Consider the following 24,203-nt stretch of genomic DNA (forward strand, 5'->3'; position numbering starts at 1 on the left):
TGGATGCTTAATAATCCTTATCAATTAGTGCCTTGATATTTGGCATTTTTTGGTATGATAAATAATCTAGTTTTTTTAAAAAATTAAATGTTGATCAGGGAACAATTGTTTGTAATTGTTCAAATTCCCCAGTGATAAATAACTTTCGAGCAGTTGTCGCCGAAATAGCGTGATTATTAAATGTTAAGCGAGGAATAATAACTAAATTAAAATGATTAGCAGCAAAAACTGCTGTCATCATTTTATTATATTCATTAGTAGTTGCTGAATATGGTTCATCCCCCACAAACCGCGTCGTTACTTGTAATGCCTTGGCAATGTAATCCACAAAAATATGGGCATCTAAACTAGTTTGTTCTCTAATCACCGCCAGTGGTGAGGGTAAAAAATAAGCGGGAAAGACATTTTTTGATACTAAATAATTGCTGCCTTCTAATACTTTCACATTCTTAAATTCTTGAACCCCTAGTTCAATCATTTTTTTACGCTCTTGATAACTAAATAATGATCCTTGTTCTTTGACTGGAATAATATAAACAAAATCACTTTGCAAACTAGCTTGTTGAACTAAATGCCAATGGCCTTTGGTAAAGGGATTAGCATTCATAACAATAACACTCGCATGGTGATGATTAATTTTTTCCTTTGCTAAATAATCTAAATAATTCTTAAACAAATCATATCGATTAGTTAGAAAAGCAAAATTATTATTTTGGTAGATAATATCAAATCCTAATTGTTGAAAAACCCTAAAGTAATCAGGTTTTGTAAAAACAAAAACTTCATTTCACCCTTGTTGATATATTTTTTGGATCATATAAGTAACTAATTTATTTGCCAAATTATTACCTTGATAATTTGGATTAATTGCTAAACATTTTAATGTATTTAAATAACGACTAACTGTTGCAATCACATTTTCATTTTCATCATAAATAACTGCACATTCGTCAATGATATCTTGTTTTAAATTAACACTTTTCAAAAGTTCCCCTACTTTTGATAATATTAACTTATCTGTTAATTTAATATCATGTATCTGTCAAATATTGTCCATGTTTCACCTTCTTTACATCGACAATATAAGTATACTCTTAAATAAAATTGTATACAATATATTGTATACAATTTCTTAGATTTGTTTTTATTAAAAAACTGATTTATTAAAATAAATCAGTTTTTTAATTCGACAATAATTTTAATTCTTTTAACGGCGCAGTCTTTGCAAATAACAAACCAAAAAACTTAATCTGTTCAAACATTGTTGTTAAATAATCAATTTCAGTAATTAAATGTTGTAAAGTTTTATTTAATAAATTATTTTTTAATTTATGAACTTTATTTTCAATTTCTAATCAATTTATAATTTTTTTATTTAGTTTATTAATATTTCGAACTAAGAAGTTAAAATTTCCTTCTTGATTATCAAGATGGAGACCACTAATACTTGGTAGTGTACTAAACTGCTCATCATCAATTTGCGTTTGGGTCCTATCTAACATTACAAAATATTCAGTTATTTTATGATTATAATTATTTAATTTATTATTAATTTTAATAAATTTGTTTTGAAAATAACGTTGAATTTGTTGAGCATTATTTTCATATTTATTTTGTATAGTCCATTCATTATATAATAATTTTACTTGTTCAATATTTTTATTTTTACTTGTAATTCCATATTTAAATAAAATTTGGTCATAATTTTTAAAAATAAGGTTAAATTCCTGGGTAAAAATATTAATTCATTTAATTTTAATATCAATTTTTTTAGTAATTTCAAGTTCTTTTTTTATTAATTTAATCTTAGTAAAAATTAAATTATTTTTAATATTTTCAATTTGATTTTGGTTTTGATTAAAATCACTAATTTTTTCTAATAAATTAACTACACTTGTTTTCATAATTTTAAACCCTGGTTGCTAATTACCGAACAAGTTCTGAAAATTTTGATTTAGGTGTATTAGGATCGTAGTTTTCTTCCTCACTTGATAATTCTTCTTCAAAAGTAATAGTGGCTTCTTCTGCTACTAGTAAGCTATTTCTTTCATTATTGTTTTCTTTTGAACGTTGATTGTTTAAATGTTTTCGGTTAAGCATTTTTTGATTACTGAATTTCCTGACTGATTAGAGTATCCAGAGTTATTTATTCCTAGTGCTTTTTCTAAAACTTCTTCTATTTCTCTAGTAATAAGAAATTCATCTTCTAAAACTTGAAAAAAAGGTTCATTTTTATTCGCTTCTAAGCAATTACTTTCTTCATCTACTACTTCTTTTACTTGTTCAGTATTTAAACATGAAGATAATCATTTAATTTTTTCTTGGCCATAACTTCAAAGGCTAGAAAAAATATTAACTCCTATTTGAACTACTGGTTTTGTTAAACCAAACAGAGAAACACAAATAGTTGCTAATTTTTGTTGGCGAAGTTGTTCATCTTGCTCACCAGCTACTACTAAGGTTCAAATTTCAGAAATTGCATAATAAACTGAGGTTGCTGTTCCTAAAAATAGTGCAGTTTGTAAATATTGTTTAGCTTTAGCTGCTCGTTGATTCTTTTCTGGATCAATATAAACAAAATTTAATCCAGTATTTACCTTGTCAATCAGTCCACCTATGGTGAAGAACATACTGATATTATTTCAAAATACATTTTGAAACCAGTCTGAACCATGACGGTCAATGTTAGCGGTGTAATTATAAGCAACAGTGATCCCATCACCGCTAATATTTCCTAATACCGATAAAATTTGGATATTTCTAAGAATTATTTTAATTTCTTCGGAATTGAAACAGACTCCATAATCAGCTAAGTATTTAAAAATTGCTGGCATTACAATGGCATTTACAGTCCCGGCAATTTGCGTAGGAGCAAAAAATCACGGCATAAAATTAAAATAAATTAATCCGGCGGCACTTGCCGGCCCAGAAATACTAGCTAAAGTTGAAAAAAATGCTTCAACTGGATGGTTTTTTAAATTTTTTAAAGCAGGTATTAAATACTTATAGAAATGTCTCTGCATAAGATTAGGATGTTCTCTTTTAAAGTCTTTAAACCAGTTATTTAAATAATTAATAATTTCTTCATTAATTACTTGGTTTTTTCTAACAGCAATTGCATTAAATTTGTCAATCAAAGATTTATCTTCAAAAAAAATAACTGCTAGTTTTCTTTGTAAATCAGGTGATGTATATTTGGGTTCAATTGTTAGATTTGTTTCTTCTAAAGGCATAAATAATGTTTCCTTTCTAATATTGTATTTTTGAAGAATCCTTAAAGAAAAAAGCATCTAATAAAAATTATTTTATTAGATGCTTTAAGCATTCAAATATAGTAGTTCATTGTATTTCGTTCAAAAATACACTTTTATTATAAAATATTTAATCAAATTTTAATTAAAATAAAATTTATTTTTTAAATATATTTTTAGTTAAAATTTGATAATGCTTAATCTCATTTTTTATTTTTGACTTCAATAAATAATTGGGAAAGGTCATCTGGAACTAAGACTTTATTAATAACATGGTAAGCAACACCATCTGCATTGATGTCTAACGTAACTTCCTTGGCAATTTCTTTTAATTCACTAACACCATTCCCCATCGCCACTGGATAACCAACACTTTGCGCTAGTTTAATATCATTATGATTATCACCATATGAAATAAACTGGATTGGATTATAACCCTTAATATCACATAAAATTTTAAAAGCGGAACCTTTGCTAATGTTTAATGCTTGAATATCATATAAATCTTTTTGTGAAAAAACACATTCTAAGTGTTCACTAAACTTATCAGTTATCTTTTTAATTTTAGCTAATTTTTCTGGACTATCAAATGAAAATAAAATTTTTAACGGATGAATTTTATTTTGGCGAACAAGTTCAACAAAATCACTAGTAGTGTCCACTTCAATTTGGTATTCTGGTTTGGTTGCTGTCTTGTTATAGTTAAGCACCATTTGAATCCGATCAGCCTTCTCAGGTCCATAAATCATGTTGGCGGTATAAATCACAGGATTTAAACCTTGGTTAACTCCGGCGGTCAAAATTGCTAAAGCAATGTGTTGGTCCAGAGTTCTTTGAAATAAAATTTCGTGAGTGATACTATCACGAATTAAAGCGCCGTTACAAGAAATAATTGGCATTTTAATTTGTAATTTATCAGCATACTCTTTGGTCATTAAATCTAATCGTCCCGATGCTAAAATTAATTTATAATCACTAGCTAGTTGATACATTCGTAATGCTTCATAAGTTTTATCACTAATCGTAAAATCTTTGCGGGTAATTGTTCCGTCTAAATCAGTAATAATATAAGGATACTTGGCAATTAAACTCATTATTACTCCCCCTTTTTAACTGTCAATAAATATTATAAAACTAATTACCAATTAAATAAATCTTTTTGCCAAAGTAATTTTAATATTTTTATTTGTGGTAATTAATAATTTTTGACCAGGGCTCCCTTGAAAAGTAATTCATCCTAATCCGGAAATTCATAAGGAATAATTATCCGCTTGGGAAATTATAATTTCAGTTGTTTGCATATCATCATAATTATTTAATTGCAAACTTAGTTTATCCAAATTATTTTGCCAGTACTGTTTTTGGTTTTGATATTTTGTCCGGTGCAAGATAATGTTATTATTCTTATAAAAATGGAAACTAGTTTTTCCTCCCGTTAAATATGTAATACTAGCTAGTCCTTCATAAAAAATTGTTTGTTCAGCATTTAGTTGAAAAGTTATTGGTCGTAAAATTTTGTTAACTAATAATTTTTTATAATTATTTTTATTAACATAATTTAATAAATTAGTTGTGTTAATCACCCCAGGTGTATCATAAATTTTAATTGGTAAATTAAAATCTAACACAATGTTATCTAAGGTAGTTCCAAAATGGTTAGAAACGACAATTGGTTTGTTATTACTATTAACTAATTTAATCAAACAATTTAAGATACTACTTTTACCAGTGTTTGAACAACCAACAACATAGAGATCATTAGTTTGTTGAGTAATATATTGATATAATTCGTCAACATGATAATTTTTTAAAGCACTCACCATGATAATTTTTTTGATGTTGCGGTTAATTATTGCCGAGGAAAAAATATTTTTAACATAACTAATTATTTTTTGTTCATTAATTAATTTATTAACTAAATCAATTTTATTAATAATTAACGTAATTTCATTATGTTGAATAATTTCTTCTAAAGCGAAGTTCCGGGTCCCAGGTAAGTCATAAATATCTAATACATAAAAATAATGGTGATGTAAGTTATTATTATTTTTAAGTTGGGTTAAAAATTGCTGGGGATCAACATCATAATCAATAATTTCATTATAATTGATTAACCGAAAACAGCGCAAACAATAGTTCTGCACCATATTTTTAACAAACCCAGCGTGGTTCTCTTCACTTGTTTGGAGAACAACACCACAGCCAATACATTTTTTATTATTATAAGATGTCATAGTCTACCCCATATTCTCCTTCATCAAAGAAACCTTTATGTAAAATATTTTTTTGTGCTAAGCGTTTATAAACTAAATTATCTAACATTCGGATTAAACGACTTGATTCATCAACACCGGTCACCGGAACTACTAAAATACTTTCAATGTGAGCACGATTAGCAAATAAAATATCCGTAATTAATTGGTCACCAACCATAATCATTTCATTTGGTTGCACATTAAATTGTTTACTAATCACTTTAAAATATTTTAATAATGGTTTTTTAGCATTCCAATAAAAATACTTAATCTCTGCTTTTTGAGCAAATCGTTCCACACGTTTACGAGCATTATTTGATAATAAAACAAACTTCATTCCTAATTCTTCTACTTTCCGAATTAATTGAAAATTATCCGCATTCGGGATGCGCCGGTAAAAAGGGGCTAAGGTATTATCTAAATCACAAATAAAAACTTTAATCCCATGTTTTTTTAAAGATTCTAAATTAATTTTATTAACGTCTTTCACATAAATTGATGGTTTAAAATAATTTAATAATAAGTTACGATTTTTTTGTTTTCGAAAGATCTTATTTGCCATTTGTTAACCCCTTTCCTATCTTCAATATTATATCTTAAAATTTAATAAAAAGAAAAGCATCCCAGTTGAAATGCCTTTCTAAAATAATTTCGTTAATTTCAGTTAGCTACTAATTGATATAATTGTTCACCCACTTGTTGATGTGCTCACGCAGTTGGATGAACATCATCAAAGAAAAAATGATTGTTAATATTGCTATCATCACATCCTGGAACATAAGTTGGCGTTAATTTTCCCGTTACAATATCACTAAAATTAATTGTTACACACTGGTCAGTGGTATTATTTTTCGGATCTAATGTTCCAAAAGTAGTTAGTAATTTTCCAAATTCAGTAAATAAATCATATTCCTTAACCGTATTTGGATGATGAGCATTAACTTCAGCAATTACTGACGAAAGCTTTTGATTATATTCTTTTGTAATTTGAGTCGCTAACGCACTTTTTTGACTATCTTTATTAAATGCAGGAATTTTACCAATATCAGGAACATTCATAACCACAATATGGTGCTCTTGATGGTTAACTAAAGCAAATAAGGCTTGTCGTTCATTTTTAATTGCCAAGTCAATCATTTGTTCTTGGCTATCGTGGTGATCTTGGTTAAGATTAGTAGTTGCTTTTAAAATTTGCATTACATCATTACCCCCGATCTCTAAAAAGGTTAAATCAGTTGCCTTAATTTGGTGTTGTTTAATTAATGCTGTTGTTTGATCATAAATTTTAAAATTATTTAAAATTATACTTTGAATCGGATCAGTTACTTCCCCGCTAGTTGCCCCGGCAATGGCATAGTTATTTCCTTGAAAATTATAATTGCTAAAATTTCAACCAGTTGTTAAATTAATTCCTAATTTATCACTTAGTACTTTCCCCGCAACCTTACCATTCGTGAAAGAATCATTGGCAAAGGGTGGATCCATTTCAACGGGACTGCTGCGACCTAAAATCTTACTGGCAACCTGGGCAATTCCCCCGGAATCAGATAAACTATCTCCTAAAATATAAAAGTTAGTAAATTTTCCTGAATAGTTTGAATCAGCAATTGCGTGGGAAGTATCAATATCCATCCCAATCGTACTTGTATCATCACTAGGGGGTGGTGACACATGAGAAGTTTCGGGATGACAAGCAACTAAATTTCCAACGACACCAAAAGATAATGTTGCTGCATAAAACATTATAAATAATTTCTTCATATTTAGTTTTTTCTCCTTAATTAATTTTTTAAATTAGTTTGTAGTTATTGTTAGGTTTTATTTTAAATTTGAGTTATGAAATATTAAAATTAATATTTCATAATAAGATTTTAGCAAAAATTTTTAAATTTTAAGTTTTTTAACAACTATTTTAGCTTTTAATTTTATTAAAATTTTGTTGAGAAAAACTGGTTATTTTTGAGAATATTTTTAAAACCCTTCTTTTCTAGTGTAAAATGTAAACAAGGAGTTGGAGATTTGTGAAATATTTGTATCGAATTTTATTTTTTAATTATTTTCATAGTATTTTTGGATTTTACCTCGGTTTTATCGGCCCAACTTTATTTGCCATTACCTTAATTGGTTTTCGATTCACAAATGTTGTTACAATCCCCTCATTTATGGCCTTAGTTATTATTCGGAATGCTACTACTAACTTAGCAGTTTCCTTAACCCAATTACGCTTATCAGGATTTTTTTCCCGTTTAGCAACAACTCCGTTTGCCAAACCCCGCTTAAAATTTAAATTTTTTGCGGTAATTATTATTTTTAACGGGGCTTTATCAGTTTTTATTGCTTTATGAATTTTATTATTATCTGTCATTATGCAACCAAATGCCAATATTTTTGCTAATGTTAATTGAGGTTATACAGTCTTAGGCTTTATTTTATTATTAATAATGTCTTTATTATTAGGATTATTAATTGGCGGGCTCGCGCGGAGTAATGGGGTTTCGCGGATAATTGGTTTATACTTATATTTCTTATCAACTTATTTATTAGGAATTGTGTATGGGTATAACTTAATTAATAAGTATGCCCCAGCAATTAACATTATTACTTTATTTATCCCGTTTGATTATAGTGTTTCTATTATTCAAGTTGGTTGAAGTGGTAATGTCCATAATATGACAATTCCCTATTTTGATCACATTACTAATACAACAGTTAATTATACGGTGGGCTTACCCGCAATGTGAATAGCAATTTTAGTTTCTATTATTATTATCATTCTAAGTGGTATTGGTTTTTGGCAAACTTTTAAATATTATCAAAAATAAGAAAGGAATCAAAGAAATGAAAAATCGAAAAAAGAGAACCCGCGAAATATTAACCGATGCGGTTGTTGAAATTAGACATATTAAAAAAAGTTTTAATAAAAAAACCATCTTAGAAGATGTTAATGCCACAATTTATCCTGGTGATCGAATTGCCCTTGTTGGGGCGAATGGTAGTGGGAAATCATTATTATCAGAAATTATTGGTCAATTAATTGAACCAACTAGTGGAAAAATTATCTATCGTTTTGATAATCCCAAGCGACACATTGGAATGTTGTTAAATGGTCTTGATTGGCCTCCTGGAGTGCGGGTGTGTGATGCTATTAATTTATACCGGTGAATTTATAAAGATTTAGATGAAACTTGAATTAATCTTTTAATTGCCCATTTTAAACTACAGACCCATTATAAAAAATATATTACCCAATTAACTCCTGAATATAAACAATTATTTAACATGGTGATTTCAATTATTCATAATCCTAGTTTAATTATTTTTGACCGCTCGCTAACTGATGTTGATTTACAATGACAATATGTAGTGCGAAAAATTATTTCAGAAGTTCTTTTTAATGATAATACCCGTTCCGAAATCTTTATTACCCACATGGTAAATATTATTCAAGATTTATGTAACCGCATTTGGCTAATTCATGAGGGAAAAATTCTCATTGATGATACAGTAGAAAATATTGTTGCCAAATATGGTTCGGTTGAAACTTTCTTAGATAATTACTTTAAAGGAAATTTATAAAAAATGAGACTTTTTCGGATTTTATTATACCATTTCTTCCATAAGAGTAATGTTTTCTACCTATCAGTCTTATTTGGTTATCCCCTGCTAATTGTGATTGTTGCATGTTCTCTACATGCTGATTTTCCAATTACCTTACCAACTTATATTTCGGTTGGAATTATCCTGGCAACTGTTATTGTCTTACCAAATTTTTTAATTCAATACCGCAAAATTGAATTTATTTACCGGTTAAAAGCAACCACGATGAATATTTATTGAATAATTGCAAACATTTGTTTATTCTTTCTATTTATTGTGGTATTAATCACCATTTGAATGTTCTTATGAGCAATGATCTTTCCCCAACAACGAATGCTTGTTAAAACTATTAACTGAGGAATTTTCATCTTAGGAATTTTCTTAACAACAACAATGGGGATTGCGATTGGTTTTTGTGCTGGGGGTATTTTTAAAAGTAACTCGGTTTCGTTAATTATTATGTTTTCAATGTTCCTAATTCCACTCTATTTAGGAGGAGTTACCATTCCCTTAGACATTATTTATAATAAAGCACCCTGGTTATTCTATTTAACCCTCGCTATCCCGTTTAAATACCCGGTAAGTATCCTCCAATTAGCTTGAGGGGGCGATATTAATGGAATGAAAGTTATTAGTAGTACTGGTCACTTAATTAATGTTGGTTTTCCCAATATTTGAATTGGAATTATTGTTTCGTTAGCTGTTAGCGGATTATTAATTTTCTTAGGTGTTAAATTCTTCCGGTTACGTTAAATCTCTAATGTTAGAGATTTTTTTATGCCAAAATAAAAAACAACCCGGGTGAGGTTGTTTTTATAGGGTATCCATGAAGTATAAGAAAATATAATACAAAGTATGGTCATATTCTGATAGGGCTAAACTTGTGCTTTAAATTATTATTAATTAAAAGAACAAATCTTATACTTCTCTAGACACTTTTTATTATATATGGGTATGAATAAATTTCAACAAAAGTTAGCAAACTTTTTGATATTTTTTTAATTTTTGGAATGAATTTGGAACAAAAATGGAACAAAATTGGAACAAAAATGATATTATTATAGACCCTTAATAAATAAAGGACTTTTAATCATTAATACGTTTAAATTCCCCTGCTAAATTATCTTTATTTTTTTAAACATAAAAAAATATTTGAAATAGTTTATCTTAACAAGATTGACTATTTAGCATTTTCAAAGTATGATGGGTGTATTATATAAATATCATTCAAGAAGATATATAAATAACTAAAAATAGCCAGAATGGATCATGCTAAAATAAATGCAGTAAAATCAAGGATTTTAAACTCCCCTACCGAGTTATCCAACTCCCCTACCGCATCTTATTTCCATTTTTTTCTACTGATTGTCTTTAGTTATTATAAATAGAGGGATAAAATGACAAAAAGAGAACAAACACGAAAAGTTTATGTAGGTAACATTCAAATTGGGGGTCAAAATAAAGTGGTTATTCAGTCTATGACTAATACGAAAACTCATAATATTGCCGCGACCTTACAACAAATTAATGCATTATATAATAAAGGCTGCGAAATTGTACGGGTTGCGGTCCTGGGAATTGATGATGCCTATGCTTTAAAAGAATTAGTAGCAAAATCACCATGTCCATTAGTTGCTGATATTCATTTTAACTATGAATTTGCCTTAATTGCTGCTGATGCGGGGATTAGTAAGATTCGAATTAACCCCGGGAATATTGGAAAAATTGAAAATACCCGTAAAGTTGTGGAAAAATGTAAAGAAAAGAAAATTCCGATTCGAATTGGAGTTAACTCTGGAAGTTTACCATTAGATTTAGTTGAAAAATATGGTTGAACTCCCAAAGCAATGATTGAAAGTGCGCGCCGTCATATTGAAATCTTAGAAAATGAAGAATTTTACGATATTATTTTATCTTTAAAAGCAACCGAGCCCTTAATGGCAATTGAAGCTTATACCCTAGCTAGTCAAGAGTGAAATTACCCTTTGCATTTAGGAATTACTGAAGCTGGTAGTTATCAAAATGGAACAATTAAGTCAAGCGCTGGGTTAAGTCCTCTGCTATTAAATGGAATCGGTGATACAATTCGGATCAGTTTATCTTCAGATCCCATTAATGAAATAGAAGTTGCAAAGCGCCTATTAAATTCATTAGGTCTATATGATAACATTGTCGATGTAGTTGCTTGCCCAACTTGTGGTCGTTTAGAATTTGATTTATTTGACGTTGTTCACGAAGTTGAAGAGTATGTCAAAGAAATGAATTTTCCTTTAAAAATTGCGATCTTAGGTTGTGTTGTTAACGGTCCGGGCGAAGCAAAACAAGCTGATATTGGGATTGCTGGGGGAAAAAATGGTGGGATTATTTTTAAAAAAGGCAAAATTTTCAAATCATGCCCTCAAGACCAATTAGTTAGTGAATTAAAACTATTAATTGATGAATATTATCAAAATTGAAAAGCTAGCCAAAATATTAATAAATAAAGGTTGATAATTAAAACATTTCCTATTAAATATTACCCATCAGAGGAAAACCAAATTTCCTGTTACTTATGTTATAATTTATCTATCAATTTATTTAATTTCAAATAAATTTAAAATTAGTTGGGAGGATATTATATGGCCGTGTGTTGTCCAGCTAAAAATCATGAATGTAGTACTTGCCGTACTTGTAGTAAACCAAAAGTTGGTTGTCGTTCATGTTTGGTATGTATATCTTGCATTAATTGTGTTAATAAAGAATGTGCATGCTGTAAAGATAGTCGATAAAAAAATAACTTATTAAATAAGTTATTTTTTTAATTAGAAATTAAATGGTTATATGGAAATTCATTAACTAAGAAATCAAATCATCCCGGGTTTGGATTAATATAAGGATAAATCCGCTCAAATTGTTCAAACGCATTATCAAAGTCTTCATCATTAATATATCCCTTGGAAACTAAATACATAAAAACAATTGAAGCACTGCGGTTTACCCCCCAAATGCAATGAACATAAATCTTTTTCGTTTTGATATTATTATCAATGATTTTTAACGCTTGAATAATGGTATTGGGATCTAATTCTTGTCAAATTGGATAATCTTTAAAATTAAAATAAACATGTTTATCATCAGTCCAGGCATATTCATCTTCGGTTTTGGGGATTTTATGCTTAATAACTTGCTCACGAAAAATTTCTTCGGCACAAGAAATTACTAAATCAGCATCAGGAGGAATATTATGGCGATCACCTAAATATAAATTATCTAAAATTTTCTTTGCCGACATTTGTGTTATCTCTTTTCTATTGGTGTTTTCCCATATTTTTGAAAGGGATCAGTAAATTTTTTAGTTTTAATCATCGTAATTTCTTCTTGGTATGGGGAATGCATTTTGCCATCCTGGTCTTTAACATAGGGTGTTTCTAAAATTTTAACCATATTATTTAGGCGGGGATGATAAATAATTTTAAGTAAATTATCAAACCCTAAATAACCATAACCAATATTTTCATGGCGATCTTTATGAGCATTTAAGGGGTTTTTACTATCGTTAATATGTAAACATAATAAACGATCAAGACCAATCATCTGGTCAAATTCCTCAATGATGCTATCTAAATGCTCTCCTAACTGGTAACCACTATCATGTAAATGACAAGTATCCCAACACACCCCTAATTTATCTTTTAACTTAACATTATCAATAATATATTTTAATTGGGTAAAATTAACCCCTAATTCGCTCCCCTTACCCGCCATAGTTTCTAAAGCAACAAGTGCTTTTTGTTCAGCGGTTAGGACTAAATTTAAACCTTCAACAATCCGGTCTAACCCAACCTGCTCTTCGGCGCCCACTGCACTACCAGGATGTAAAACTATTGTTTTAATTCCAATTTCATCCGCGCGGGCGATTTCTTTTTTTAAAAATTCGACCGCAATCTCAAAAGTTTCTTTTTTAAAACTATTTGCCAAATTAATAATATAGGGGGCATGAATAATAACATTATCAATACTTAAATTATTAGCTGCTAATTGTTGATGAAATTCAGAGATAAAAAAATTTTTAACATCAACCCGGATCGTGTTTTGTGGAGGACCCGTATAAATCATTAAGGCATTTGCCCCATTATTAAGAGATTCATTTAAAGCTCCTAATAAATAATTATCTTGTTTATTCATACTAACATGACTACCAATAATTAAATTATAATCTTTCATTTTTTTACTCCTTATGTTTTAACTTACTTAACTTATAATATAATATCATATATAATTAAAATATTGATATTTAAGAAAGGAAAATCTGATGATTAAACCTCCTGAAATTGATGAGATTGAAAAAACAGTAAGTAAAATTTATGATAATATTGTAACGAAAAAACACGAAAAATTTTTGGCTTGGCAATGAATTAACTTAGTTTTTATTTGTTTAATTAGTATTAGTCTTTTTATCGCAGTTTTTTCTTATATCCAATGTTTTGACTCGCATTTTAAAACAAATCAGTCCTTATTTTTGCCCTTAGCAATTGTATTTAGTGGGCTATTTGTAGGGTTACTAATTGGTTTGATGATAATGCGTCGGGGGCAAAATCGTTTAAAAGAAAAAATTAAAGATAATTTTGATCGTCGGATGATTATTAATATTTATGATCAGGTCTATCAAGAACAAGATAATAACTTAAAATTAAATGATTTAAGTTACCAGTGAAGCATTACACCTCTCAATTTACATCCCCATGATAATTTTTTAATTAATGACCTCATTTTAGATGGCGTTTATCAACAGTGTCATTTTAATATTGGTTCAATTAGTGAAGCAACTAATACTGTTGTTGATAACTTGGAACCAAGTTTAGCACCCCAACCATATAGTATTAATTATTATCGCTATTTATATTTAACAATTAAAAGTGAGCAGTTCCAAAACCAAACGTTAGAAATTACCCGCAAAATTAAACCACAAAAAAATAACTTAACTTTTGATAACTTCTTTATTTATGATCATCAGAATCCATACATTACTGAGGAATTTAAAGAAAAAGTAATTGCCAATATGATTAAAACAAAATTAATTCCTAATCTTAAAATTGAAAACAACATTTTATCAATTAATTTAGCAACAATCAGTACTAACGGGTGAAATGATAACTATGATAGCTTTATTAATTTAGAATTTAGTTTAAATAAGCGAATGATGATTGAGCGGATTATTGCGACTATTCAAAAAGATTATGTCACTTTACAAAAAGCATTAGTATGATTTAACTTAATAAATGAAAAAACTGGTGGGTAACCAGTTTTTTAGTATTTTGAAATTGAGAAATTACCAATTAACTTATCGAGTTTATGGGATAAGATTTTGGCATCAGGGTCCGAAACCATAATTGCAGCCTTTACATATTTATATTCTAATAAGGATGTTGAACAAATTAAAACTTCGTTATTAACATATTGCCCGGCAATATTATCCCGAACCGGAATGCGAATAATGTCATTTGAATATTTAATAAATTGAAGCCCAGCGACAATAGCATCTCCTTTTGAAGTTACAATCATTAAACTACGGTATTTAAATTTTGGAAAGATCAAATCCGTTACAATTGATTGGACAATCACAAATAAATATGACGCAAAAAGAACAGGTCCAAAGAAGTATTTAATTTTATAAGTAATTAAAGCGTCACCATAAAAACCGTTAATTTCATCAAAATTACTTGGATCAAGACCATTCCCATTGGCTCAAATCTCGTTTACATGATTCCGCCAATTGGTACCAAAGTAAACTTCGGTTAAGGTTTGGCGGCTCATTAATAACGTATGAATTAAAACCATAATAATTACAATAAAATAATTAATAATCCGATTATAATTAGCAATTGATTTTTTATGTTTAACTGAATAATATGCTAAAACAAAATCAGTCCCCGCCGATGAACTGCCTCCTTTATATAACAAACCATAGGCAACTCCATTTAATAATCCGGCGGCTCCGGCAAAAACAAATAATCAAATTTGATACATTCCTCCAGAATTTTGGTATAAGTCTAAATTAGCATAATCAACAATAAAGTAGAAACTGCTTGGATTAATAAACGGAATGTAGGCTAAGGCAAAGTGGAAACCATTTTGTAAAATAATATACACAATGGTACGAATTGAAAACCGTCATCCAACTTTAATAACTCCAAACACAAATAGCGGAAAATTAATACAAAAATAAAATACTCAATACATTCCGGTTTGCATTGTTAATTGTTCTGGCTCACTTCAAATATTAACCGCGATCCCCCGCGCGATGGCAGCAACCCCACTTGGGGTAATTCCGTTACTAGTTGTGGAAGCAATGAAATAGTCATAAGCAATAACTCCCACTAAAGCAGCTAATACAATATAAGTATAGTCCCGAAATCGTCGCGACTTAAAATATTCTTTAAAACGGAGGTTAAACTCTCTTCTTGTAATCCGCTCACGATTTCTAGTTTTTCGCGTTATTTCTATTGTCTCAGATTTATTGTCCATTTCCTTACCTTCTAAACTTTATCATCTAATTATCGAGTGGCATTTTTTAAATTTTATACGTTGATAATTATAACACCTTTTTAAAATAAAAAAACAATCTTATCGATTGTTTTTAAAAATTAATTATTCACTTTTTAAACGAATAGTTACTTTAAATGAACCAACTTTAATTGGGTCATAGTCATTTCTTGTAATATCAACCACAGTGTAATCTCTTTGTAATCTTTGGTTTAGGTTTCCAAATTTAATTCCACGACTTGCGCCTTTTGTTGAAGGAATAAAGATTGGAATTTTACGATAATCCAATGCGGGTACTGTCATGTAAATTACAACTTGTTGGTATGGTGAATCAACATCTTTTAACGCTTCGTTTAAGTATTTAACAAATTCGTTACTTACTAATTGGCTACCAAATTGTTTGTCTTCAACAAACTCATGTGATTGGTTATGAGTAATGTAGAATGAAATTCTTGCATCACAATTAACTAATAAGTATTTTTGGGGAACAGTTGCTCCGTTATATGTGTATGATGATTTATCTTGGGCTTTTTCCGCAATTGCAGCAGCAATTTCGTTAGCCACGGTTTCCACTTTATATAATTTTTCAGTGTTTAAATCATATTTGGCTGATTTATTTCATAATAATTCATCATCATTAACACGAACTTGTTCTAAGAATAATAATTTACGTAATCATTTTTTAGGAGCATTTTTTCATTCATCTTCTCCTAAAATAACTTTACTTGGTCCTTCGTTGTCTTTAACTTTATTCTTCATAACTTGAATAATGTCTAATGCAACTGGTGATTTTTCTTGTTTATCAACTAACATTAATGAGGGTCCAAATCCTGATAATACTTTATGAGTATTTGGTTTGAATAATTTAATTCAATCATCATGTTTAATTTCAAATAATTCGTTAATTGAATCTAAATCATCTGCTGATGATTGTGATAAGTCAATAATGTAACGTGAACTTAATAAGTTAAATAATCTTCTTAATAAGTATTTTAAAGTATTAACTGTTTCATACATTTTAAATTTATGTAATGGATCATTATCTCATGGTGATAATGCATTGTTATAAATAATTTTTAATGCTAAGTAATTAATACTTGATTTTTTCGCAACTTGAGCAATTGCTCCTGCTTCAGTATCAATAACATCAATTGTGTGACCATATTTGTCAACCATTTCTTTAAATTGTTTTGAGTTATAGATCAACATATCAGCTGTTCCAGTAACCCCTTCAGTTAATCCTAATTTAAAGTCTTTAATAACTTTGGCAAATTCACCATCAAATTGGAATGATTCTGGTTCATTAACAATTTGCCCATATTTAATGTCTTTAAATACTGTTAAATCAGCATCACGATAAATAAATTTTGTTGAAATTGTTGTATCAGCAGTATCATGTTTATCATTTGTTGATAACGCTAAGTCAATATTGATAATTGTTTGTAATCCTGGGTATTTTTCTAATAAGTAAGTTATTGCCATTGCTGCATTAGCTTTTCCATAACCTACAGTTGCAATAATAAAAGTTTTCCCATGGTATTTTAGATGTTGGATAACACAGTTTTTTCACCAATACTTTTTAATAGTCTTAATGCTGTGTTTGTCTTTCATCGTGAAATACGCAGTTGAAATAACTCCAATCATATCTTCACCTCAATTTTCCCTTATAACTAATTTCCTATGTTGTGCCTTACACAAGGTTTCTCACCCCTGCGAAATACAACTAGATATATTTTATCTTAAAATGACTTTTTTAACAATATCTTTAATAAAAAAAACAAAAAACAAAATTTTCTTCTTGAAAAACAGAATTAATTATGATTAAATTATTAATTACAATAATTAATTCCTTTATATTTTTTAAATTTTTATGGAAATAAATATGGTGATGAAGTTATAATTTTATTGTTCTTAAAAATCCAGTAAACTTAAGGTTTAAGCTAATAAAAAATTGTTAATCATTTGTAACTCGTGATTCACCTTCGTTTGCTGTTGTAATTGTGCAGTTTGGTGTTCTTGCAATAACTTTTGCTGTTTTTGTTGAATAACAGTACTACTAATTTGGACCCCTACTTGGGCTAATGTCCCAACACAAGACATTATTAAAGGAATTAACATTCAAAAAAAGCCTCCTTTAATATTTTGAGTTGCTGGAATTGATAATTTTTGCATTCGCTAACTTCCTTTCTAGACAAATAGTAAATCGTGGTGGCTATTATTGAGCACACTATTTTTATCTGATCAGGTTAAAGCATTACCATTGGGCGTTTTGTAACTACCTTCGCAACGCGTATCGTTTTTAATTGCCAAATAAGCACCAACTCCGCTAGAAACTAAATTACCAACAGAATTGGTACAAGCATTCACAAGAGCAGCAATCCCAGTCAGCAGAGCACCGCTAAGAGCACCCCCTTTAAGAATAATTGTTTGTTGATTAGATAATTTTTGCATCGTAATCACCCTTCCTTTCTACTTCTTATTTATCAGATTGCCAGGGGTTTTCCTTGTTAAAATAAAAAAATAATTATTAATTAAAATAATTATTCGACATTATTAATACTTATTTTGTAAGGAGTCTGAATTCCTTTAATTTCAACAGTATCACCAACTTTTTTACCAATAATTGCTTTTGCAATTGGTGATTCATTAGAAACCGTATTTTCAAAAGGGTTGGCTTCCACCGCCCCGACAATTTTAATTTCAAAGTCTTTATTAATAGCTAAATTAGTAAAACTAACTTTGCTTCCTAATTTTATAACTCCGGTTTTTGATTTAACTTCTTTAATTTCTTTTGCTTTTGTTAAAAAAGCTTCAATTTCTTTAATCCGTCCTTCTACTTCTGCTTGGCGGTTCCGAGCAGCATCGTAATCAGCATTTTCCGAAAGATCTCCCTGAGCACGGGCTTCTTTTAATTCTTCAATTACCGCGGGGCGGACTACATTAATTAAATTATTTAACTCCGCTTTTAATTCTTCCATCCCTTCTTTAGTTAATAAAATTTCTTCATTAATACTCATCTGAATGTTCACTCCTTTATTATTTTCAACAACCAATATTATAACATTAATCTTAAATAATGTCTTATTTTTCCGTTAATTTTAGTTGTTTTCCCTAAAAAATTGCTTTCTTTTTTAATAATGATTTAATTTTTGTTGCAATCATGTCAATTGCAATTTCATTTGCTTCATAATATGGCACAATGATATCGGCATACTTAATACTTGGTTCAACAAAATACTCATGCATTGGTTTCACCGTTGTTAAGTACTGATTAATAACACTGTCAATACTACGGCCTCGTTCATTAATATCACGCATTAACCGACGAATAAAGCGAATATCATCTTCGGTTTTAATAAAAATTTTAATATTTGCTAACTGACGAATTTGTTCAATTGCTAAGGCTAAAATCCCATCTAACATAATAACATCTGCTTCTTCAATATGGACAGTTTCGGTTGTTCGTTGGTGTAAAGTAAAATCATAAATCGGACGGTCAATTGGTTCATTATTTTTTAGTTTATTAATATGGTCAACAAGTAATTCAATGTCAATTGAATCGGGGTGATCATAATTAATTAACTTTCGTTGTTCAAAAGTTAAGTCTGGTCAGTCTTTATAATAATTATCCATTGTTAAATAAACAATTTTTTGTCCTTTTAAAATATGAGCAATTTTAGTTGCCACTGTTGTCTTCCCACTAGCAGTTCCTCCGGCAATCGAAACTAGTTTCACAACATGGTTTTTCCCCCCGTGTTCCAAACAATCGTCCTCCTTTACATTTTTAAATTAATAAGATAAAACCTTTTTTATTTTAACATAGAATAAAAAAAGTTTAACCTTTCTGGCTAAACTTTTTTAGGACTAATCATTCCGGCGTATCACTTCTTCATCACTAGCTGATGCTTTTGCAGGATGTTCGGGATGATGTTTTGCTTTTCAAACTTGGTATCATTTAAATTGCCCTTCTTCTGGATAGCGCGCATTAACTTTTTCGCGAATTTTATCCATTTCCATAAATGGTAATTTTGATCACATTGCCCGGTTTGTTTTTGGATTAACATATTGTTCTAAATGTTCTTCCATTAAAATTGTTGCTAATTTTTTACTATTGTGAGTTCCGTAGAACATTTCCCGGTTTCGTTGAATTGAAACTCCTAATCCAATCGCTAGGAAACCAACAATTCAAACTAGTAAAATTGCAAATTGTTGCAGAACATACGAAGCATCCGTTCAGTTTGAACCAACAATTCCAATACTGTAAATAATGGCTCCCTGCGCATGAATTGAATAAGTATATGGTGCTAAGTAGCTGATTACATCAAAGAACCCCGCTTGCATAAAGGTTGGGAATGTTCCCCATCCTGATGATAAGTTAATAATTAATAAGATAACACATAAGAACTTCCCAATCGTTTCGTCGCGTAAACTAAACCATAAGGCCTGTTCAATAATGACAAAGACGGTGACGGTAAACATCATTCATAAATAAACTAGTCCAAAGGTTGGGCCAATCATTGATCATCCTAAGCCATAGACTGTTAACATTAAGATTGTACATTGAATTCAAGCCGTTACTAACATTAAGGTTGTTTTGCCTAAATATCATGCAAATGGTCCGGCCGTTTTAACTCTTTTAGCACGGTCAAAGACAAATGTTTGCATTAGGGTTCCCACTCATAATCCAATACATAAGAAGAATTGTCCTAGTCCAATTCCATAAGGGTTAAAGTCACTTCCCACAATATTGGTTTGCATAATGCCCCCCCTAAATCAGGGAATAATAAGGAATTAATTCCTCCGCCTAACGTTGATAAGAAATCATTCGCTTGGCTAGCTACACTATTGTCCCCGTTGACATTACCACCTAAAATTAATTGCGATAATACATCAATATTTGTTTGGAAATTACCAACAAAAGTTCCCTTGACTGGATTATTAAGATCACCAAAGGCTAGAACATAAGCATTTTTCGGAGTCTTACTTGGAATACCATCCCCAAGTAAACTTACTAAGCCCATTTTACTAAAGGCTCCAATTTGTGTCCCAGTAGTAATTAAATCTTTATAATTTTTAATAAAAACACTGGCTGCTCCTTTCCCAGTAATTGGGAAATTATAAGCAGTATTTGGGATAATAGCTCCTTCTTGTTCTAATAATCCCGCCAGATTTCCAGCTGATCCTAATAGTTTTTTTACCCCATCAGCATCAATTGCTAAACTTCCTAAGCCATTTGGTAAAGCGGCAGTTAGTTTTTCTGAAAGTTTGGGTGCCAACGCGGTTGCTAATAAATTACCGGTTTCACCACTCATTAATGTATTTCATAAATTAGCAATTTGACTTAAAAAACCATCTGTTTGTCAGTCTTGCGTAATATCTGTTCCTGTTGTTCCTTCTAAAGTTAAACTTGGCAACGTTCAACTTGGATATTTCGCTTTAATTGCTGTTAACATTTCCTGGTTACGAATAACATATTCTTGGTCTTGAATAATATTAAAATCAACCGTTTTGGAAGTTGGTGAACCATGATCAGCCACTGTTAATTGTTCATTAACAGTCGCTGGCGCTTTAAATAACATGTTAGCTTTAACATCATTTAATTCTTTTTCTAATAACAACTGAATTGTTGTTTGTAAAACTTCGGGACCTAAATCAACTAGTAAACTACTTTTAAATTCATTAAAAATATACATAAATTGACCAAATAAAAAGTTATGTTTATAAGTTGATCAAAAGTTAATACCGCTGTGTTTTAAATCATTAATAAAATCAGTGGGGCTTTTTTGATCCGGAGTTGATTTTCCAGCAATTTCGCGAAGAGTGGCATCAATATAGCCAATTAAATCACCAGTTAAGTTTTCTGGCATTTGTAACTGTACTCAGTATTTATCTTGATCTTTTACATTTCATGACCCATCGCTATTTTGACTAGCAATGTTAGCAGCTGCTTCGCCACTTAAATATTTCAAATTAGTTAATTCCATGTTGTCATTAACTTTGACTCTAAATTTATCTTGGTCTTTGTTATAAGAAATATTTGGTACTTTATTTTTTTCTCAGGATGACACTAAATCATCAACAACGCCCGCTTTACTATGAATTGTGGATGCTGCTTTTTCAATTACAGTCCCACTAGTTGTTGTTATTTTAGTACCATTGGGAATACTATTTCAGTCCGTGTCAATTGTAATTGGTACTTGTGTACCAACACCATTAGTTATAATATTCGCCAGCTCCGAGCGCTAAATTACCATCAACTGATTTTCCAGCAATTAACACCACTGGTTTATCGTTGTTAATAATTGCCATCGGCGCCGAACCAATTTGGGGAATCGGGTTTCAGAATGCTCAAATACAAATAAAAGCATACAGAAAAGGAACAAAACAAATTGCCACAAACTTAATGACCCTTTTTCTGCTACTAAAAACACGTTCTCTAAACTCGGCCTGAACAGTATCTAGATATCCTTTCATAATTTTCTTCCTCTCTTAATTAAATTATTTAGTACACAATATTTAATATATCACTTCTAAAAAGTTTGTCTAGGTTAATACCCAGAAAGTTTTAAAAAATTTAGGAATAATTCTTGCAAATTAGGGTAAATTTTATAAAATTATCAAATGGACTAAATTAGACATTTATAGCTGACTCAACAACATTCTTGGCCAAAAAGAAAAAAACATAAATAATACTATAATGTGTATTATTTATGTTACAGTTTTGCTAATCTTCATGGACTTCGGAATCTTCGGCTGCTTCTAATTCACTATAACGTTCAAAGATAATATTTAATTCCTCTAGCATATGCAGCGCATCCTGGCGGTTAGGGTTATCCGTTCCGGCATGTAACGCTTTATTTCGTACTAGATAACTTCGTAATTCATTCCGAATTTCTTTTGAAGTATATTTTCAATCATCAACAACTTCAAATTCAGCATCCAGTTTTGCTTGTAACTCGGGACGAGTTTGCATTCTTTTCAAGTATTTGTGACGATAGTATGTGAAATACCATAATGTTCCAAACCCAGCGGAACTTCCAACAAAGGCTAGTTCAATCACCGTTCCAATTAAATGGCTTTCAAATTCATCACCCTTAGCAGTTACCACCCCACTAATTAATGAGTAGTAGTGCCATGCAAAGGCAAATGCTAAGATTACAATAATAATTGGGAACGCTACTCACTCTCAAACTTGCATTTTAACTTTTTTCGTTGCTGCTAATTTTAAAGTAACAGCGACAACCATCCCATAAATAAAGATAGTAATTGCTGAAGAAGCTTCGGTTAAAGAAGAAATATCAAATGGTTGTTTATAAGTCATTGCTTGTTCAACAGTACACATAAAACCAAATTGATGAGTTAACGAAGCGCCCTTAACAATATCCGGAATTGCTAATCAAATAAAGATCATCAAGGCCGTAATTGTTAAGTTTAACAAACTAGCCCGCACCGGAAGGCCATCTTTATTTAATTTACGTAGCCGATCTGGTAAAAATCCTTCTTTCGATAGTGGTTGTAAACTCGTTCCTCCATATAATGCATTCTGCATCGCGACATTCATCTTTAACGCAAAAGCACTTAAGATCATAATAATCGGTCCCCCATATAAGATGACCTTATTGGAGAACTTGTTCCAACTTCCCATGTTCATATTTTGCACAAATTCATTAAAAGCGGCAAAGAAGATAATTGAAATTACAATATAGAAAATCGTACTAATTAACATAATTAGAATAATTCCTCGGCTAATATTTTTTTCCGGTTTCGAAATATTCCGCCCGGCTGTTGAGAAAACCTCAAATCCGGCAAAGAAGAAGAAACATGAATTAAAGGCCTTTACAAATCCTCCTAATGAGAACTTACTATTTTGCGACCAGTAACTTAAATTGTCCCCCCCATTTTGACATGCTAATACTAGCCCAGCCAAAATTAAGAATCCTGCAGTAATTCATTTAATAACTCCAGTTCCACTTGCTAATTTTTTATATAATTTCATTCCCCCAAAAATTACTAATGCGGCAGACATGTAAATTACAATTCCGATTAAATCTAATCATAAATCACCGAATGCCCCCCAGTCCGCGGCATACCACGGTACTGTTACACTACCATCAGGGTTAACTGTTGAAATTCAGTCGGCTCCAAAAGTACCACGAATTAACATCATAACTTGAATTGTAATTAAAAACGGTAATGAAATATATTGCATAAAAGCAATAAAAATTCCTCAGAACTTTCCAAAACTAGTTCGCACATAAATATATGATGCCCCGTTGTTATCGGAATGGTGGACTCTCGCCATTTTGGCAAAAGCTCAGGCACAAATCCCGGCAATTAATCCTTCCACTGCAAATAACCAAATCACATGGATTCCAATTGAATCTGGTTGGTTAATATTTGAAAGAATGGCAAAGTTTCCAATAAACCCGATTCCAACAGTATAGTTAAATCCCAGTCAGACAAAATCAGCTAAACTAAATTTCTTAGTTTCTTTTTTTTGTTTAACCATAAAAAACTTTTTTACTCCTTTCCAGTTGTATTATTCTCGCTTACACCAACATTCTTAATATAAAAATAT

The 24,203-nt window shown here is 30.2% G+C and carries 26 protein-coding genes; 6 read left to right on the forward strand and 20 right to left on the reverse strand.

What is annotated here, in order from left to right:
• Nucleotides 1-7 precede the first annotated feature (7 nt).
• From citC to SERIO_RS03250, 8 genes are all read right to left on the reverse strand, one after another.
• The gene (citC, locus tag SERIO_RS03220; protein ID WP_047791455.1) at nt 8-1,057 is read right to left on the reverse strand and encodes a [citrate (pro-3S)-lyase] ligase; all 1,050 of its coding nucleotides are present in this window, start codon (nt 1,055-1,057) and stop codon (nt 8-10) included.
• Nucleotides 1,058-1,181: 124 nt separating this feature from the next.
• A complete protein-coding gene (locus SERIO_RS03225) occupies nt 1,182-1,904 on the reverse strand; it encodes a hypothetical protein (RefSeq protein ID WP_047791456.1) in 723 nt (240 codons plus the stop codon).
• A 22-nt stretch (nt 1,905-1,926) separates the two neighbouring features.
• Nucleotides 1,927-2,100 carry a hypothetical protein gene (locus SERIO_RS06570; protein WP_158500492.1) on the reverse strand — a complete coding sequence of 58 codons (174 nt, stop codon included), beginning with the start codon at nt 2,098-2,100 and terminating at the stop codon, nt 1,927-1,929.
• Nucleotides 2,079-3,233, reverse strand: a complete 1,155-nt coding sequence (locus tag SERIO_RS03230) for a hypothetical protein (protein ID WP_047791457.1) — start codon at nt 3,231-3,233, stop codon at nt 2,079-2,081. Before SERIO_RS03230 ends, SERIO_RS06570 begins: the two co-directional genes overlap by 22 nt.
• Nucleotides 3,234-3,448: 215 nt before the next feature.
• Complete coding sequence (locus SERIO_RS03235; RefSeq protein WP_047791458.1) at nt 3,449-4,345, reverse strand: HAD family hydrolase; 897 nt, start codon at nt 4,343-4,345, stop codon at nt 3,449-3,451.
• 51 nt (nt 4,346-4,396) lie between these two features.
• Nucleotides 4,397-5,485, reverse strand: a complete 1,089-nt coding sequence (yqeH, locus tag SERIO_RS03240) for a ribosome biogenesis GTPase YqeH (protein WP_047791459.1) — start codon at nt 5,483-5,485, stop codon at nt 4,397-4,399.
• Nucleotides 5,472-6,068 (reverse strand): YqeG family HAD IIIA-type phosphatase, encoded by a 597-nt coding sequence (locus SERIO_RS03245; protein ID WP_047791460.1) that lies wholly within the window; start codon nt 6,066-6,068, stop codon nt 5,472-5,474. Before SERIO_RS03245 ends, yqeH begins: the two co-directional genes overlap by 14 nt.
• 92 nt (nt 6,069-6,160) lie before the next feature.
• Nucleotides 6,161-7,267 (reverse strand): SGNH/GDSL hydrolase family protein, encoded by a 1,107-nt coding sequence (locus tag SERIO_RS03250; RefSeq protein ID WP_053040830.1) that lies wholly within the window; start codon nt 7,265-7,267, stop codon nt 6,161-6,163.
• A gap of 260 nt (nt 7,268-7,527) precedes the next feature.
• On the opposite strand from SERIO_RS03250, the gene SERIO_RS03255 reads away from it, so the two are divergent.
• From SERIO_RS03255 to SERIO_RS06575, 5 genes are all read left to right on the forward strand, one after another.
• On the forward strand, nt 7,528-8,328 hold the full coding sequence (locus SERIO_RS03255; protein ID WP_047791461.1) for a hypothetical protein: 801 nt from the start codon (nt 7,528-7,530) through the stop codon (nt 8,326-8,328).
• Between the two features lie 16 nt (nt 8,329-8,344).
• Nucleotides 8,345-9,082 (forward strand): ATP-binding cassette domain-containing protein, encoded by a 738-nt coding sequence (locus tag SERIO_RS03260; protein ID WP_148553430.1) that lies wholly within the window; start codon nt 8,345-8,347, stop codon nt 9,080-9,082.
• Nucleotides 9,083-9,085: 3 nt separating this feature from the next.
• The gene (locus tag SERIO_RS03265; RefSeq protein ID WP_047791463.1) at nt 9,086-9,856 is read left to right on the forward strand and encodes an ABC transporter permease; all 771 of its coding nucleotides are present in this window, start codon (nt 9,086-9,088) and stop codon (nt 9,854-9,856) included.
• 644 nt (nt 9,857-10,500) lie between these two features.
• Complete coding sequence (gene ispG, locus SERIO_RS03270) at nt 10,501-11,586, forward strand: flavodoxin-dependent (E)-4-hydroxy-3-methylbut-2-enyl-diphosphate synthase (protein ID WP_047791464.1); 1,086 nt, start codon at nt 10,501-10,503, stop codon at nt 11,584-11,586.
• Nucleotides 11,587-11,721: 135 nt separating this feature from the next.
• The gene (locus tag SERIO_RS06575) at nt 11,722-11,871 is read left to right on the forward strand and encodes a hypothetical protein (protein ID WP_158500493.1); all 150 of its coding nucleotides are present in this window, start codon (nt 11,722-11,724) and stop codon (nt 11,869-11,871) included.
• Between the two features lie 29 nt (nt 11,872-11,900).
• Here the strand turns inward: SERIO_RS06575 and SERIO_RS03275 are convergent, their stop codons facing one another.
• A complete protein-coding gene (locus tag SERIO_RS03275; protein WP_047791465.1) occupies nt 11,901-12,374 on the reverse strand; it encodes a dual specificity protein phosphatase family protein in 474 nt (157 codons plus the stop codon).
• Nucleotides 12,375-12,379: 5 nt separating this feature from the next.
• Nucleotides 12,380-13,306, reverse strand: a complete 927-nt coding sequence (locus SERIO_RS03280; RefSeq protein ID WP_047791466.1) for a deoxyribonuclease IV — start codon at nt 13,304-13,306, stop codon at nt 12,380-12,382.
• Nucleotides 13,307-13,394: 88 nt separating this feature from the next.
• Between SERIO_RS03280 and SERIO_RS03285 the strand changes: the two genes are divergently transcribed.
• The gene (locus SERIO_RS03285) at nt 13,395-14,381 is read left to right on the forward strand and encodes a hypothetical protein (protein WP_047791467.1); all 987 of its coding nucleotides are present in this window, start codon (nt 13,395-13,397) and stop codon (nt 14,379-14,381) included.
• 8 nt (nt 14,382-14,389) lie between these two features.
• Here the strand turns inward: SERIO_RS03285 and SERIO_RS03290 are convergent, their stop codons facing one another.
• From SERIO_RS03290 to SERIO_RS03335, 10 genes are all read right to left on the reverse strand, one after another.
• Complete coding sequence (locus SERIO_RS03290) at nt 14,390-15,607, reverse strand: YitT family protein (protein ID WP_047791468.1); 1,218 nt, start codon at nt 15,605-15,607, stop codon at nt 14,390-14,392.
• Between the two features lie 123 nt (nt 15,608-15,730).
• Entirely contained in the window at nt 15,731-17,269 is a 1,539-nt protein-coding gene (gene fib, locus SERIO_RS03295) for a cytoskeletal motor fibril protein Fib (protein ID WP_047791469.1), read from the reverse strand.
• 291 nt (nt 17,270-17,560) lie between these two features.
• Nucleotides 17,561-17,797: a hypothetical protein gene (locus SERIO_RS03300; protein WP_047791470.1), complete on the reverse strand. Its 237-nt coding sequence runs from the start codon at nt 17,795-17,797 to the stop codon at nt 17,561-17,563.
• 15 nt (nt 17,798-17,812) lie between these two features.
• Nucleotides 17,813-18,076, reverse strand: coding sequence for a hypothetical protein (locus tag SERIO_RS03305; protein ID WP_047791471.1), 264 nt, complete (start codon nt 18,074-18,076; stop codon nt 17,813-17,815).
• Between the two features lie 89 nt (nt 18,077-18,165).
• Nucleotides 18,166-18,636 (reverse strand): transcription elongation factor GreA, encoded by a 471-nt coding sequence (greA, locus tag SERIO_RS03310; RefSeq protein ID WP_047792016.1) that lies wholly within the window; start codon nt 18,634-18,636, stop codon nt 18,166-18,168.
• Nucleotides 18,637-18,736: 100 nt separating this feature from the next.
• Nucleotides 18,737-19,387 carry a uridine kinase gene (udk, locus tag SERIO_RS03315; RefSeq protein WP_047791472.1) on the reverse strand — a complete coding sequence of 217 codons (651 nt, stop codon included), beginning with the start codon at nt 19,385-19,387 and terminating at the stop codon, nt 18,737-18,739.
• A 102-nt stretch (nt 19,388-19,489) separates the two neighbouring features.
• Nucleotides 19,490-20,383, reverse strand: coding sequence for an ABC-2 transporter permease (locus SERIO_RS03320; protein WP_053040831.1), 894 nt, complete (start codon nt 20,381-20,383; stop codon nt 19,490-19,492).
• Nucleotides 20,332-21,693, reverse strand: a complete 1,362-nt coding sequence (locus SERIO_RS03325; protein WP_047791473.1) for a hypothetical protein — start codon at nt 21,691-21,693, stop codon at nt 20,332-20,334. The genes SERIO_RS03320 and SERIO_RS03325 overlap by 52 nt, the downstream gene beginning before the upstream one ends.
• 145 nt (nt 21,694-21,838) lie before the next feature.
• Nucleotides 21,839-22,099: a YhgE/Pip domain-containing protein gene (locus SERIO_RS03330; protein ID WP_047791474.1), complete on the reverse strand. Its 261-nt coding sequence runs from the start codon at nt 22,097-22,099 to the stop codon at nt 21,839-21,841.
• 250 nt (nt 22,100-22,349) lie between these two features.
• Nucleotides 22,350-24,134 (reverse strand): APC family permease, encoded by a 1,785-nt coding sequence (locus SERIO_RS03335; RefSeq protein WP_047791475.1) that lies wholly within the window; start codon nt 24,132-24,134, stop codon nt 22,350-22,352.
• Nucleotides 24,135-24,203: the final 69 nt, after the last annotated feature.

Origin of the sequence: Spiroplasma eriocheiris (assembly GCF_001029265.1) — a bacterium.
GTDB lineage: Bacteria > Bacillota_I > Bacilli_A > Mycoplasmatales > Mycoplasmataceae > Spiroplasma > Spiroplasma eriocheiris.